The sequence below is a fragment of the Streptomyces sp. R818 genome (assembly GCF_056172735.1).
On record NZ_JAOCNE010000001.1, the window covers coordinates 311,869 to 325,391 of the forward strand.

Annotated in this window: 12 protein-coding genes and 1 pseudogene; 2 read left to right on the forward strand and 11 right to left on the reverse strand. The window is 70.1% G+C overall.

Going from position 1 to position 13,523, the window contains the following annotated elements:
• Positions 1 to 33 precede the first annotated feature (33 nt).
• Positions 34 to 252, reverse strand: a complete 219-nt coding sequence (locus N5I75_RS01350; RefSeq protein WP_476673841.1) for a DUF4190 domain-containing protein — start codon at positions 250 to 252, stop codon at positions 34 to 36.
• A gap of 206 nt (positions 253 to 458) precedes the next feature.
• On the reverse strand, positions 459 to 623 hold the full coding sequence (locus N5I75_RS01355) for a hypothetical protein (protein ID WP_476673377.1): 165 nt from the start codon (positions 621 to 623) through the stop codon (positions 459 to 461).
• A gap of 115 nt (positions 624 to 738) precedes the next feature.
• Here N5I75_RS01355 and N5I75_RS01360 point away from each other — a divergent pair, with 115 nt between their 5' ends.
• Positions 739 to 1,362, forward strand: coding sequence for a TetR family transcriptional regulator (locus N5I75_RS01360; protein WP_476673378.1), 624 nt, complete (start codon positions 739 to 741; stop codon positions 1,360 to 1,362).
• A 128-nt stretch (positions 1,363 to 1,490) separates the two neighbouring features.
• Positions 1,491 to 1,994, forward strand: a pseudogene (locus tag N5I75_RS01365) (alpha/beta fold hydrolase); the annotation flags it as partial.
• Here the strand turns inward: N5I75_RS01365 and N5I75_RS01370 are convergent.
• The 9 genes from N5I75_RS01370 to N5I75_RS01410 all read right to left on the reverse strand — a co-directional run bounded on the left by N5I75_RS01370 (position 1,966) and on the right by N5I75_RS01410 (position 13,262).
• Positions 1,966 to 2,931: a helix-turn-helix transcriptional regulator gene (locus N5I75_RS01370; protein WP_476673380.1), complete on the reverse strand. Its 966-nt coding sequence runs from the start codon at positions 2,929 to 2,931 to the stop codon at positions 1,966 to 1,968. The pseudogene N5I75_RS01365 and the gene N5I75_RS01370 sit on opposite strands and share 29 nt — an antisense overlap.
• Before the next feature lie 132 nt (positions 2,932 to 3,063).
• On the reverse strand, positions 3,064 to 3,936 hold the full coding sequence (locus N5I75_RS01375) for a thioesterase family protein (RefSeq protein WP_476673381.1): 873 nt from the start codon (positions 3,934 to 3,936) through the stop codon (positions 3,064 to 3,066).
• 82 nt (positions 3,937 to 4,018) lie between these two features.
• The gene (locus N5I75_RS01380) at positions 4,019 to 4,690 is read right to left on the reverse strand and encodes a trimeric intracellular cation channel family protein (RefSeq protein WP_476673383.1); all 672 of its coding nucleotides are present in this window, start codon (positions 4,688 to 4,690) and stop codon (positions 4,019 to 4,021) included.
• A 72-nt stretch (positions 4,691 to 4,762) separates the two neighbouring features.
• Positions 4,763 to 6,157, reverse strand: a complete 1,395-nt coding sequence (locus tag N5I75_RS01385) for a M1 family metallopeptidase (RefSeq protein ID WP_476673385.1) — start codon at positions 6,155 to 6,157, stop codon at positions 4,763 to 4,765.
• 533 nt (positions 6,158 to 6,690) lie between these two features.
• Positions 6,691 to 8,106: an ABC transporter ATP-binding protein gene (locus N5I75_RS01390; protein WP_476673387.1), complete on the reverse strand. Its 1,416-nt coding sequence runs from the start codon at positions 8,104 to 8,106 to the stop codon at positions 6,691 to 6,693.
• A gap of 20 nt (positions 8,107 to 8,126) precedes the next feature.
• Complete coding sequence (locus tag N5I75_RS01395; protein WP_476673389.1) at positions 8,127 to 9,227, reverse strand: ABC transporter ATP-binding protein; 1,101 nt, start codon at positions 9,225 to 9,227, stop codon at positions 8,127 to 8,129.
• Positions 9,224 to 10,225, reverse strand: coding sequence for an ABC transporter permease (locus N5I75_RS01400; protein ID WP_476673391.1), 1,002 nt, complete (start codon positions 10,223 to 10,225; stop codon positions 9,224 to 9,226). Before N5I75_RS01400 ends, N5I75_RS01395 begins: the two co-directional genes overlap by 4 nt.
• A 148-nt stretch (positions 10,226 to 10,373) precedes the next feature.
• Positions 10,374 to 12,143, reverse strand: coding sequence for an ABC transporter substrate-binding protein (locus N5I75_RS01405; protein ID WP_476673393.1), 1,770 nt, complete (start codon positions 12,141 to 12,143; stop codon positions 10,374 to 10,376).
• Positions 12,144 to 12,257: 114 nt separating this feature from the next.
• Positions 12,258 to 13,262, reverse strand: coding sequence for an ABC transporter permease (locus N5I75_RS01410; RefSeq protein ID WP_476673395.1), 1,005 nt, complete (start codon positions 13,260 to 13,262; stop codon positions 12,258 to 12,260).
• Positions 13,263 to 13,523 lie beyond the last annotated feature (261 nt).

Consider the following 13,523-nt stretch of genomic DNA (forward strand, 5'->3'; position numbering starts at 1 on the left):
CCCGGCCCAGGGCCTTGACCGTGGGCCTTGCCGTCAGCCCGTGATGCTCCAGGACAGCGTGTTGTCGGCGGCGACGAACGCGAAGAGGACGACGAGGTCGGCGACGCCGAGGCCCAGGCCGAGCAGGGCGCGGCCGCGGCGGGCGGTGCCGCGCCACAGGGCGATGCCGGCGAGGGCGATCGCGATGGGGCCGAGGAAGACGTTCAGGACGAGCAGGCCGATGAGGCCGAGGACGAACGAGGCGACGGCCATGCCGTCGGTGTCGCGGCGGCCGGTGGGACGGGCGGGTGCCGCTTTCTGCGCCTCGGCCACGTCGGCGTCGTTCACCTCGGCAGTCCTCACGGCCTCGCGCTTCTCGTGTGCCTCGTGTGCCTCGTGCGCCTCGTGCTTCTCCTGCGTCCGGTCCGGTGCGGTGAGCTGCATGGTGGTACCCCCTCTGCTGACTGCTTCTGCGCGGTTCAGTGCTGGTGGCGGTGGCGGCGGCCGTGGCGCTCGCGGAGCGCGAAGACGGCCAGCCATGCGCCGATCACGGCGGCGGCGACCAGCGTGAAGGAAAGCGGGGCGTGGGCCACGGTGCCGAGCGCGAAGCCCAGCAGCAACAGGGCCGCTACTAGGAACAGCACGGGAAACCTCTCAGACGTGATGTACGCATGCTTTTGGCTTACAACTGTTCACTGACCTCTAGGGTAACCCGCCCGCCGGTTCCCAATCACGGAGAACAGTTGTTAACTGGATGACATGAGTCACACCCTCGGCATCCGGCAGGCGCAGAAGCAGAAGACCCGGCAGGCCCTCCTCGACGCGGCGCTCGAACTCCTGGAGGAGCAGAGCCTCAGCAGCCTGGGCCTGCGGGAGGTCACGCGCTCCGTGGGAGTGGCGCCGACCGCGTTCTACCGGCACTTCGACAGCACGGCCGACCTCGGTGTCGCGCTGGTCGAGCAGGCGCTCGGCAGCCTGCACACGGTCGTCTCCGAGCTGCTGAAGGCGACCTGGGACAGCGACGAACGCATCGCCCGCACCGTCGAGTTGATCGCCGCGCACGTGCGCGCCCACCCGGCCCACGTACGGTTCATCGCGCGCGAGCGCCACGGTGGTGTGCAGCGGGTCAGCGACGCGATAGGGGCTCAGCTCGCGCAGTTCGCCGAGGAGGTGAGCGCGGCGCTCAGCCTCGACCCCGAGTCCGCCGGGTGGAGCCGGGACGATCTGCTGATGCTCGCGGGTCTGTACGTCGACCACATGGTGGCGACCGCGTCCGCCTTCCTGACCGCGCCCGCCGAGGACCACGCCCGGGTGGCGGGGGTCGCGGAGCGGCAGTTGCGGCTCGTGAGCCTGGGGCGTCGGCACTGGCTGGACGGGGCCTGAGCCGAGCACCGGCCAGGGACTGGCCGGGGGCTGGCCGGTGGCGTCATGAGCCAATAGCCTTACGGTCATGACCGCAGCGGAGCCGCACACCGACTGGCACCTCGACCGCCGCTACGCCGGTCCCTCCGGCCCACCTGCTGCACGGCGCCGCGTACTCCCGGCTCGCCCTGGTCGATCCGGTGGCCCTCGCGCCGTGGGGCACGGCCACGTACCGGCTGATCTCCGAGAACGCGGACGTGTTCCGGCGGTTGCCGGACGAGCTGCACGAGGCGCTCGTGCACCGCTACATCAGCTCGGCGAGCCACCGCGGTCTGCACCCGGACACGCACGCGCGGCTCGTCGCGCCATGGCTGACGGAGGCGGGCAAGGACGCCTTCTACCGGCAGATCGAGCGGAACGACCAGCGGTTCACCGACGAGATCCAGGGGCGGTACGGGGAGGTGCCCGTCCCCGTGCTCGTGTGCTGGGGCGCCGAGGACACCTGGATTCCGGTCGCGCGCGGGCATGAGCTGGTCGCGGCGGTCCCCGGTGCCGAGATGCGGATCATCGACGGCGCCGGGCACCTCGTCCAGGAGGACGCGCCCGCCGAACTCACGGCCGCGCTCAGCCGGTTCCTGCGTACAGAGCGGTGATCGCGGCGGCGCAGCGGGCCAGTTCGGCGCGGGCCTCCGGCGGTTCGAGGACCTCCACGTCCGCGGCGAACGGGGCCAGGGAGCGGACCGCGCCCAGGGCCTCGTAGCCGAGGCGGACCGTGATCCAGTCGCCGGTGCCGTCGTCCTCGGGGGGTGCGGTGAGGGAGGTGCCGCACATCCGCAGGAACAGGTCGAGGCGGGGGCGGCGGACCCGGGCCGTGACCTCGACGGCGGCGGGGCGCTCCTCGACCTCGCGCTTCAGGGCCGCCCACACGTCCGCCAGTTCGACGCCCGGACGCCTTCTGACCGGCGCCTGCGTCGGCGTCGCCGCGTGCATCCGGTCCGCGCGGAACAGGCGGGGCACGGACCTGCGGTCGGCGACCAGGTACCAGACGCCCGCCTTGCAGACGAGGCCGTAGGGGTCGACGGTGTACGTGCGGAGGGCGTCGGCGCCGCTGTGCCGGTAGCGGATGCGCAGGCGGCGGTCGGTGAAGACCGCGTCCCGCAACGCGCTGACGTCCACCTCTCGTGCGGGCGGGCCCATCCAGCGGGACGACTCGACGAGGATGCGGCGTGCGGTCAGCTCCGCCGCAGGGCGGTGCGGTGCGGGGAGCGCGGCCATGACCTTGCGCAGGGCCGAGCCGATCGCCGCGTCCAGGCCCAGGGCCTCGTGGGTGCCGCGCGCTGCCGCGATGAACAGGGCGCGGGACTCGTCGGCGGTCAGGCCTGTCACGTCCGTGCGGTAGCCCTGGAGGAGGGTGATGCCGCCTGTCCTGCCGCGTTCCGCGTAGACCGGGACGCCTGCGGTGCTCAGCGCGTCTACGTCCCGGTAGATCGTGCGGACGGAGACTTCCAGCCGGGTGGCCAGTTCGTGAGCCGGGACTCGGCCCCTGGTCTGCAGCAGGAGCAGGATGGAGAGCAGGCGGTCGGATTTCACCGGGTCAGTCTGGCGTGGGCCCTCGGGGAGCGTCTGCCTGGCTGGCGCCGTTGCCGGGTGCGGACTCGTCGTGGCTGGTCGCGCAGTTCCCCGCGCCCCTGCGGGGCGCACTCCGTGCGGCCCCCCGAAGGTTCAGCTCAGCCGCACCCTTGCCAACTGGCGGGACTGGGCCACCAGTCTGTCCTCGCTGTCCCAGACCTCCGCGTCCTCCTCCAGGAAGCCGCCCGCCAGGTTGCGGGTCGTGATCGCGACGCGGAGGGGGCCGGGGGCCGGGCGGGTGCGGATGTGGACCGTCAGCTCCACTGTCGGGACCCAGCCCTTCAGGCCCATCTCGAAGGCGGTCGGGGGCAGGGCGTCGACCGCCAGGAGGAGGGAGAGCGGGTCCGCGTCGCGGCCGTCGGCCAGGGCGAACCAGGCGCGCATCTCGCCCTTGCCGGACGGGGCGCCGAGCGCCCAGCCGAGCGTGGCCGGGTCCAGCTTGAGGTCGAGGCGGTCGGTGATCGCGGAGCTGCCGGGGACCGGCGGGGCGCCCTCGGGGGCGTCGTTCGTGCCGAAGCACTGGTCGATGGGCGGGATCGCCGGCATCTCCGCGCTGGTGCGGACGTCGTCGGGGAGCGCGTCCAGGTCGCCGTAGGAGGCGAGGACGCGGATGCGCTCGACCTCGGTGCCGTCCTCGGCGTACTGGAAGAGGGAGGCCTGGCCGGTGGAGAGGGTGCGGCCGGTGCGGACGACGTCGGTGCGGATCACGGCGGGGCCCGGCGCCGACGCCGTCAGGTAGTGCGCCGAGATGGTGAACGGGTCGCTGTGCGGCAGGGCATCGGCGAGGGCGCGGCCGAGGACGGCCAGCAGGTAGCCGCCGTTGACGGCGTTGATGATCGTCCAGCCGGCGGAGAGGTCGATGTCGTAGACACCGGGTGCGCGGCGGGTGACGGCGGTGTCGCGGTCGAACTCGCTGTCGCCGATGCGGGCCTTCGTGGGCGCCGCCGAGGATGCTGCTTCTGCCATGGATTGAACGTACAACAGGAAGCTACTAAGCGGTAGCTTCTGACTGTGAAGGCTGCGTTACGCCGTCGCCGTCCCGTCTCCGCTACGGCGTCTCCTCCGTCACGTCCACCGCCGCCGACCTGCGGTTCCACGCCCTCGGCGCGCGCCAGTGGAAGCGCATCGCCAGCAGGCGCAGGACGAACGCGGTGAGGACCGCGAGGGAGCTGGTGTACGCGTTCAGCGCGTCGTAGTTGATGCAGACGACGACGATGACGGCGCCGACCATCGCGGGCACGGCGTAGAGGTCGCGGTCCCAGCGGACCAGGGACGGGACCTCGTTGGCGATGATGTCGCGCAGCACTCCCCCGCCGACCGCCGTCGCGACGCCGAGCGCGGCGGACGCGGTGAGGCCGAGCCCGAAGTCGTACGCCTTCGTCGTGCCCGTGACCGCGAACAGGCCGAGGCCCGCCGCGTCGAAGACGTTCACCGCGGTCTGGGTCCGCTCGACCTCCGGGTGCAGGAAGAAGACCAGCGCCGCGGCGATCAGCGGCGTCGAGAAGTAGCCGAGATCGGTGAAGGCGGCCGGGGGCACGGCCCCGATGATCAGGTCGCGGAGCAGCCCTCCGCCCAGCGCGGTGACCTCGGCCAGGACGCCGATGCCGAAGACGTCCCAGTTCTTGCGTACGGCCATCAGCGCGCCGGAGATGGCGAAGACGAAGATGCCGATGAGGTCGAGCCAGTGCTGGACGGAGGGGGTGAACAGGTTCTGGAGCACCCGATGATTCTGGCGGATCGTTACGGCGCGGGCTTACAGCGCAGGCTCACGGAGCGGGCCCACGGCGCAGGCTTACAGCACCGGCTTGTCCGGCTGGTACAGCCACGTGTCGAAGAGGGCGTCCAGGTTCTTGCCGCCGATCCGCTCCGCGAGCTTCTTGAAGTCGTCGGTCGTCGCGTTGGCGTACCGGTTCTGCTTGACCCAGGCCGGGAGCAGCTTGAAGAACGCCTTGTCGCCGATGTACTCGCGGAGCTGCTGCAGGGTCATCGCGCCGCGCTGGTAGACGGCCGAGGCGAACATCGTGTCGCGCTGCGGATCCGCGACGACGATGTCCCAGAACGCGGAGTCGGCGGGGCGCGCGTCGTAGGCGGCCTGGAAGGAGTCGTGGGCCGAACGGATGCCCTTGTGCTCCGACCACAGCCACTGGGCGTACGTGGCGAAGCCCTCGTTGAGCCAGATGTGCTTCCAGCGCTCGACCGAGACGGAGTCGCCGAACCACTGGTGGGCCAGCTCGTGGACGATCGTCGTCTCGTTGCGGACCGCTGAGTAGCTCGGTTTCGTCTGCGTCTCCAGGGAGAAGCCGGCCTGCGGCATGTCGTCGACAACCGCGCCCGTCTCCTCGAAGGGGTACGGGCCGAAGACCTCGGACCAGTAGTCGGTGGCCTCGGCGGTGACGGCGTACACGTCGACGGTGTTGCTGTTCGCTAGGACGGGGTCGATCGCCACGTAGATGGGGGTGCCGGCCGGGGTGCGGCCCGTTCGCACGTCGAACTTGCCGATGCTGGCGGTGGCCAGGTAGGTCGCCATCGGCTTCGACTCGCGCCAGTGGTGGACGGTCTGGCCGTCCTTCGTGTCGTACGTGGCGACCAGGCGGCCGTTCGAGACGCCGGTGAGGCCCTTGGGGGCCTTGATACGGATGTCGTACGTGGCCTTGTCCGCGGGGTGGTCGCTGGACGGGAACCAGGTGGAGGCGGCGTTCGGTTCGCAGGCGACGAAGACTCCGTCGGGGGTCTTCATCCAGCCGTAGTCGGAGCCGAAGACGATCGGGCCGGTGAGGGGTTCGGGGATGCCGTTGTAGTCGACGGTGACGTCGAAGGTGCTGTTCTTGCGTATCGCGTCGCGCGGGGTGACGACTGTCTCGTCGCCGGTGCGGGTGAAGTCGGCGCGTCTGCCGTCCACCTGGATCGCGGTGACCGTGAGTTTCTGGAGGTCCAGGTTGAAGGAGGAGAGGCTCTGGGTGGCGTGGGCGGTGAGGGTCGTGCGGCCGTCCAAGCGGTCGGTGTCGGGGTTGTAGGCGACGTCCAGGGTGTAGTGGCGGGCGTCGTAGCCGCCGTTGCCGAGGTACGGGAAGTAGGTGTCGCCGATGCCGGGGGCGCCGGGGGTGGGGGCCGGGGCGGCGGCGACCAGGGTGAAGGAGGCGGCCGCGACGGTGAGGGCGGCCAGGCGTGCCGAACGGGAGAGAGCCATGGGCGTTCCCTTCGAACGTGTGCCGGTGTCTGTTGACAACGGAACAGTGCCGTTCGGGGGGTGGGGTGTATATGACCCCGCCGGGCCATTTGGGACGGGTTCCGGTTCGGGGGGCGCGCTATGGGCGGGGTTGTGCGCGGGTGCCTGCTGCTGCGATTGCCCGGCGCTGGGACGCTTCTGGGCGGGGCGTCTGCGGGTCCCTGCTGGGCGGTCACCCGGCGCTGGGGTGCCGCCTTGCAGCGGAGGCCTCCTGTCGCGGTTGCCCGGCGCTGAGGTGCCGCTCCGCCTCTGCGAGTGCCTGCTGCTGCGGGCGCCCGGCGCTGGGGGGGCCGCCTTGCCCACCCTGCCGCCCTGGGGGTTCCCCGGATGAAGCCTCGGGGAGGCAGATCGCCCGAGGCGGGGCGGAGCCCAAGGGGCGAGCAGGGGTGGGGCGGGTGCCAGATCCGGGCTGCGCCCCCACCCAGGGCGGGGGCGCAGCCCGAATACGGAGTACCGCCCATGGCGGGGGCGGGGCTGGGCCCGCCCCCGGGCCGCTACTTCTCCTTCGGCGCCTCCGGGGCCTCCGGGGCCTCCGCAGCAGCGGCAGGCTTCGCCGGCTCCGACTCCGACTCCCGCTCGGGCTCAGGCTCCTCCGCCGCAGCAGGCTTCGCCGGCTCCTCGTCCACCGGCGCGGCAGCAGGCTCCGCCGGGGCGGGCTCCTCCGGGACAGACTTGGCCGCGGCGGGCTCCGACGCGACAGACTCCACCGGAGCGGGCTCCACCGGGGTGGACTCCACCGAAGCGGACTCCACCGGAGCAGCCTCCGACGCGGCAGGCTCCGCAGGAACAGGCTCCCCCGGGGCCGGGACCGTCACCACGTCGATCGCCTCCTTCGCCGCCGAGAGGAGCTTCGTGTCCTGCGGGGCCTGGTCCGGGGCGTTCTCCGGGTGGTGGCAGGCGACCTGGTGGCCTGTGCCGAGCTGGAGGAGCGGGGGCTCCTTCGTGGCGCAGATCTCCGTCGCCTTCCAGCAGCGCGTGTGGAAGCGGCACCCGGCCGGCGGGTCGATGGGCGAGGGGACGTCGCCGCGCAGCAGGATGCGCTCGCTCTTGGCGCCCCGGCGCTTCGGGTCCGGCACCGGCACCGCCGAGAGCAGCGCCTTGGTGTACGGGTGCATGGGGGTCGAGTAGAGGTCGTCCCTGTCCGCCAGTTCGACGATCTTGCCCAGGTACATCACCGCGATGCGGTCCGAGACGTGCCGGATGACCGAGAGGTCGTGGGCGATGATCACGTAGGTGAGGCCCAGCTCCTCCTGGAGGTCGTCCAGGAGGTTCACCACCTGGGCCTGAATCGAGACGTCAAGGGCCGAGACCGGCTCGTCCGCGACCACGAGCTTCGGCTTCAGGGCCAGCGCCCGGGCGATGCCGATGCGCTGGCGCTGGCCGCCGGAGAACTCGTGCGGGTAGCGGTTGTAGTGCTCGGGGTTGAGGCCCACGCGTTCCAGCAGGTCCTGGACCGCCTGGCGGACGCCGCCCTCCGGCTTCACGCCCTGGAGGCGGAACGGGGCGCCGACGATCGTGCCGATGTTGTGGCGCGGGTTCAGCGACGAGTACGGGTCCTGGAAGATCATCTGCACGTCGCGGCGGAGCGGCCGCATACCGCGCACGCCGAGGTGCGTGATGTCCTCGCCCTCGAACTCCACGCGCCCGGCGGTGGGCTCCAGGAGGCGGGTGATGAGGCGGCCCATCGTCGACTTGCCGCAGCCGGACTCGCCGACGACGCCGAGGGTCTCCCCCGCGCGGACGTCGAAGGTCAGCCCGTCGACCGCCTGCACGGCCGCGACCTGCCGCTTGAGCAGGCCCTTCTTGATGGGGAAGTGCTTGACCAGGCCCTCGACCTTGAGCAGCGGCTCACCCTTGGCGGGGTCCGGCGAGGTGGCCGGCGCGTCAGTCGTCTGCTGAGGGATCGTCATCTCGGGTCCTTTGGCGTCCGTCACAGGCTCGGCGCAATCTCTTCGGTCCAGATCCGCTCCCGCTGCTCGGCCGACATGTGGCAGGCCGACCAGTGACCGGAGTCGATCTGCTGGAGTTCCGGGCGCTCGCGACGGGTGATGTTGTCCTTGGGGATGTCCGCGTACGGGCAGCGCGGGTTGAAGGCGCAGCCGGTCGGCAGGTTGATGAGGCTGGGCGGGGAGCCCTTGACCGGGGTGAGCCGGTCGGTCTGCTCGCGGTCGATGCGCGGCATCGAGCCGAGCAGGCCCCAGGTGTACGGGTGCTGGGGCGTGGAGAAGACCTGGGTCGCCGAGCCCCGCTCGACGCACCGGCCGCCGTACATGACGAGCAGCTCGTCGGCCATCTCCGCGACGACGCCGAGGTCGTGCGTGATCATGATGACGGCGGAGCCGAACTCCTTCTGCAGGTCCCGGATCAGGTCGAGGATCTGCGCCTGCACGGTCACGTCGAGGGCCGTGGTCGGCTCGTCGGCGATCAGCAGTTCGGGGTTGTTGACGAGCGCCATGGCGATCATCGCGCGCTGGCGCATACCGCCGGAGAACTCGTGCGGGTAGGCGTCCACGCGCTTGTCGGGCTGCGGGATGCCGACGCGGTCGAGCATCTCGATGGCGCGCTTGCGGGCCGTCTTCTTGTCGACGTCGTGGTGGACGCGGTACGCCTCCACGATCTGCTTGCCGATCGTGTAGTACGGGTGCAGCGCGGAGAGCGGGTCCTGGAAGATCATCGCCATGTCGCGCCCGCGCAGCTTGCGGACCTTGTCCGGGTCCGCGGAGAGCAGCTCGGTGCCGTCCAGCCAGATCTCGCCGCTGATCTGCGCCTTGCGGCGGCCGTACTGGCCCGCCGTGTGCAGGCCGAGGATGCCGAGCGAGGTGACGGACTTGCCGGACCCCGACTCGCCGACGATGCCGAGCGTCTTGCCCTTCTCCAGGGTGAAGGAGAGGCCGTCGACGGACTTGACCAGGCCGTCGTCGGTCGGGAAGTGCACCTTGAGGTCGCGGACCTCGAGGAAGGCCTTGGGAGCGGCCGAGGTGGTGTCGGTGGGTTCACCGACCGCCGCCCCGGTCTTGTTCAGGTCGGTCATCCCAGCCTCACTCGCGGGTCGATGACTGCGTACAGAAGGTCCACGACGAGGTTGGCGACGGCGATCGCGAGAGCCGCGAAGAGCGTCACGCCGAGGATCACGGGCAGGTCCTTGTTGCTGATGGCCTGGACCGCCGCGAGGCCGAGACCCGGCAGGTTGAAGGTGGACTCGGTGAGCACGGCGCCGCCGAGGAGGACGCCGAGGTCGAGTCCGAAGACGGTGAGGATCGGGGTCATCGCGGAGCGCAGCGCGTGCCGGGTGATGACGGTCGACTCGCCGAGGCCCTTGGAGCGGGCGGTGCGGATGTAGTCCTCGCCCAGGATCTCCAGCATGGTGGCCCGGGTGAGACGCGCGTACATCGCCGCGTTGAGGAAGGCGAGCACAATCCACGGCAGGATCAGCGTCTCGAACCAGACCCCGATGGAGTCGTCGGTGGAGAGGCTGTCGGCGATGTGCACCCAGCCGAGGCTGTGGACGAAGATGCCCATCGCGACCATGCCGGTGAAGAAGACCGGGAGGGAGACGCCGCCGAGGGCGATCGTCATGGCGGCGCGGTCCCAGAGGGTGCCGCGCTTGAGGGCGGAGAGCACACCGGTGGCGACACCGGCGACCAGCCACAGGACGCAGGCACCGGCGGCGAGCGCCAGGGTGACGGGGAGCGCGTCCTTGAGGGTGTCCCAGACCGGCGCCTCCGTACGGAAGGAGTAGCCGAAGCAGGGGGCGGAGCAGTGGGTCACGTCGGCGCCGTTGACGTAGTCGCGGCCCATCGGGATGCCCTTGACGAAGTCCCAGAACTGGACGAGCACGGGGTCGTCCAGGCCGAGCTTGATCCGGATACCGGCGAGCTGCTCGGCTCCGGTTGCCTTGCCGGCGAAGAGGACGGCCACGTCCTGACCCGCCCATTTGGGCAGCATGAAGAAGATGGTGAACGTCGCGAGCAGCACGACGAGCACCATGATGACAACGGCGAACAGGCGCCGGATGAGATAAGCAAGCACTGTGCGCGGCCCGGCACCTGCCGGGAACCCCTTGTGGGGGTTCCCGTTCGGCGCCCGGGGCCATCACCTGCCCTTCGGACTGGCGGGTTTCGGCGGCGGAGGTCCAGATCCGGGCAGCGGAGGCGAGCTCCGCTGCCCGGAGGGGGTGTTACTTGACGACGCCGAGGGAGACGTAGTCGTAGCGGCCGTTGTAGGCGTCGGACATGTAGGCGTTGGTCAGACGCGGGCCACGCCAGGTGATGTTCTTCTCGTAGATGAAGGGCATCCAGTCGGCCTGGTCGAGGATCCGGTGGTCCAGCTCCTCGTAGATCTTGCCGGCCTTCTCGGGGTCGGTCTCGGCGATCGCCTTGTCGAAGAGGGCGTCGACCTTCGGGTCCTTGATCTGGGACTCGTTGTAGTTACCCGTGTCCGAGAGGAACCGGCTGTCCCACAGCGGCTGGCCGAAGCCCTGGCCGGACGGGAAGTCCGGGCCCCAGCCGCTCATCGTCATGCCGTAGCCGCGCTCCTTGACGACCTTCGGCGAGCCGGTGATCGCGGAGGTCTCGGCGCCGTCGAGGGAGGCGACCTCGACCTTGATGCCGACCTTGGAGAGCTGCTCCTGCAGCGCCTCGGCGGTGTCGACCTCGCCCGGGTTGTTGTTACGGGCGGTGATCTTGGTGGAGAAGCCGGCGGGCTTGCCGCACTCCTTCAGCTCGGCCTTGGCCTTGGCGACGTCCGGCTTGCCCTTGCGGGCGAGGACACCGTACGGGTCGTACTTCGAGTGGCCCTTGATGGAGACCGGCAGGGTGGAGTTGGCGATCTCGCCACCGGCCAGCTCGCCGCCGCGGGTCTGCTGCAGGCCCGCGAAGTCGGTCGCGTAGAACACGGCCTTGCGGCAGTGGACGTTGTCGAACGGCTTGGCGGTGTGGATCAGGGCGACGTAGCGGACGAAGGAGGTCCGCATGTTGTCGACGCTGTCGCGGTGGTCCTGGACGGCGGTGACACGGCCCGACTGGGTCATGCCGGTGCCGTTCAGGTCGACGTCGTAGTCGCCTTCCATCAGGCGCTTGTCGTTCTCCTCCAGGTTGGCGGAGATCGTCACGTCGACCTTGTCGGGGAGCGCGGCGCGGACCGGGTCCGAGGCCTTGTTCCACTTGTCGTTGCGGACAAGGACGATCTTCTTGTTGGCCTTGTACGACTCGAACTTGTACGGGCCGTTGGAGAACGGACGCTGGGTGTACTTGGTCGCCGTGTCCTTCTCCTGCTTCACCGGGGAGCCGGAGGGCATGGCGAGGAACTGCTCGAAGTCACCGTTGGGCTTGGGAAGCTTGAAGACGATGGTCTTCGCGTCCGGCGTCTCGATGGCCTTCAGGCCGAGCTTGTCCTTGGACTTGTCCTTGTAGGGGCCCTTGTACTCGCCCTTGGGGTCCAGGGTCTGCTTCAGGTACTGCGGGCCACCGGTGATGGTCTCCGTCGCCCAGATGCGCTCGATGCCGTACTTGACGTCCTGCGCGGTGACCGGCGAGCCGTCCTCCCACGTGACGCCGTCACGCAGGGTGTACGTGTAGGTCTTGCCGCCGTCGGAGACCTTGGCGGTGGAGGTGGCGAGGTCGCCCACCAGCTCGGTGGAGGCGGCACCGGGCTTCGGCGCGAACGTCACGAGCTGACGCGTGTAGAAGCGCATGAAGTCCCACGACATGCCGTAGTAGGCGCGCTGCGGGTCGGCGGAGTCCAGGTCCTGCTTGCCGACCATCTTCAGCGTGCCTCCCTTCTTCGTGGAGGCGTTGGCGACCTTGTTGTACGCGGCGTCGTACCCGGCGCCCTTCGACGAGTCCTTGGAGTCGCCGTCACCGCCACCGCACGCCGTGGTCGACACGAGCGCCGCGACGACGAGGGCGGCGCCGGCGGCGAGCCGTCGTTTCGAGGAACTTGTGGACATTTTCTCGTAACCTCCGAGATCGCGGTTCCGGGCCGGGGCCGGAGAACCAGGGAGTCGAGCCACCTGACGATGCGGCAGGGGCAGTTCGTTGCAGGCCGGTTCGGGCCTGTGGTCTTACCGGGACCCCTTCGGGTCGAGCGCGTCACGCAGCCCGTCGCCGAAGAGGTTGAACGCGAGGACGGTGATGAAGATCGTGACGCCCGGGAAGACCATGAACATCGGGTCGTGCTCGTACGTCTCGAGCGCGTCGCGGAGCATGCCGCCCCAGGACGCGGTGGGCGGCCGGACACCGGCACCGAGGAAGCTCAAGGCCGCCTCCGTGAGGATGTTCGTGGGGATCATCAGGGTCATGTAGACGACGATCGGCGCGACCAGGTTGGGCAGCAGCTCGCGGAAGAGGATGTGGCGCGAGCCGCCGCCGAGCGAGCGGGCCGCCTCCACGTACTCGCGCTCGCGCAGGGAGAGCGTCTGGCCGCGGACGATACGGCCGACGTAGGGCCAGCCGAAGAAGCCGATGACCACGATCAGGAGGGCGATGCGCACGCCGCTGCCGGTCAGGCCGAGCAGGTCGTCCGGGAGCACGGAGACCAGGGAGATGATGAAGAGCAGCTGCGGGAACGAGAGCAGTACGTCCATGACGCGGCTGATGACGGCGTCGACCCAGCCGCCGAAGTAGCCCGCGATGATGCCGAAGAGCGTGCCGAGCGCCACCGCGACGATCGCCGCGAGGAAGGCGACGAGCAGCGAGATGCGGGCGCCGTAGACGATGCGGCTGAAGACGTCGCGGCCCTTGTTCGGCTCGAGGCCGAAGAGGAAGTCGCCGCTGACGCCGCCGAGGGCGCCCTGCGGCAGGTTCGTCAGGGGGTCGAGCTTGTCCTGGTGGAACTCGTTCGGCGGGTGGCCGAGCAGGCTCACGATGAGCGGCGCGAACACCGCCACCAGGATCAGGAAGACGACAACGATGCCACCGGCGAGGGCGACCTTGTCCCGCTTGAGGCGGTTCCAGGCGATCTGCTTCAGCGACCGGCCCTCGACCTTGCGGCCTGGGGCGCTCGCGGCAGCGTCGACCGGGGCGGTCGGTTCCGCTTCCGCGGTCGTGTCGTGCAATGGTGCCGTCATCGTGGCAAGGACCCCTTCTCAACCGGCGGTGACCGGCCCGCACTTGCCGCTGTAGCGGCGTGGTTCAGTCCGTCGTACACAGGGGCTCGTACACAGAGCCGAAACCCCCTGCTGCGGGAGTCTTCAACCTGTGTGCGATCTGTTGCCAGACTTGACGGGGAAAGGATGCCTAACCGTGATGCGGTCAGGGGTGTTCCGTTATCCGGACGCCTGTGAACGACGTGCGAACAGCGGTCAGTTGGGGTCTAAGTGGCGCCAGTT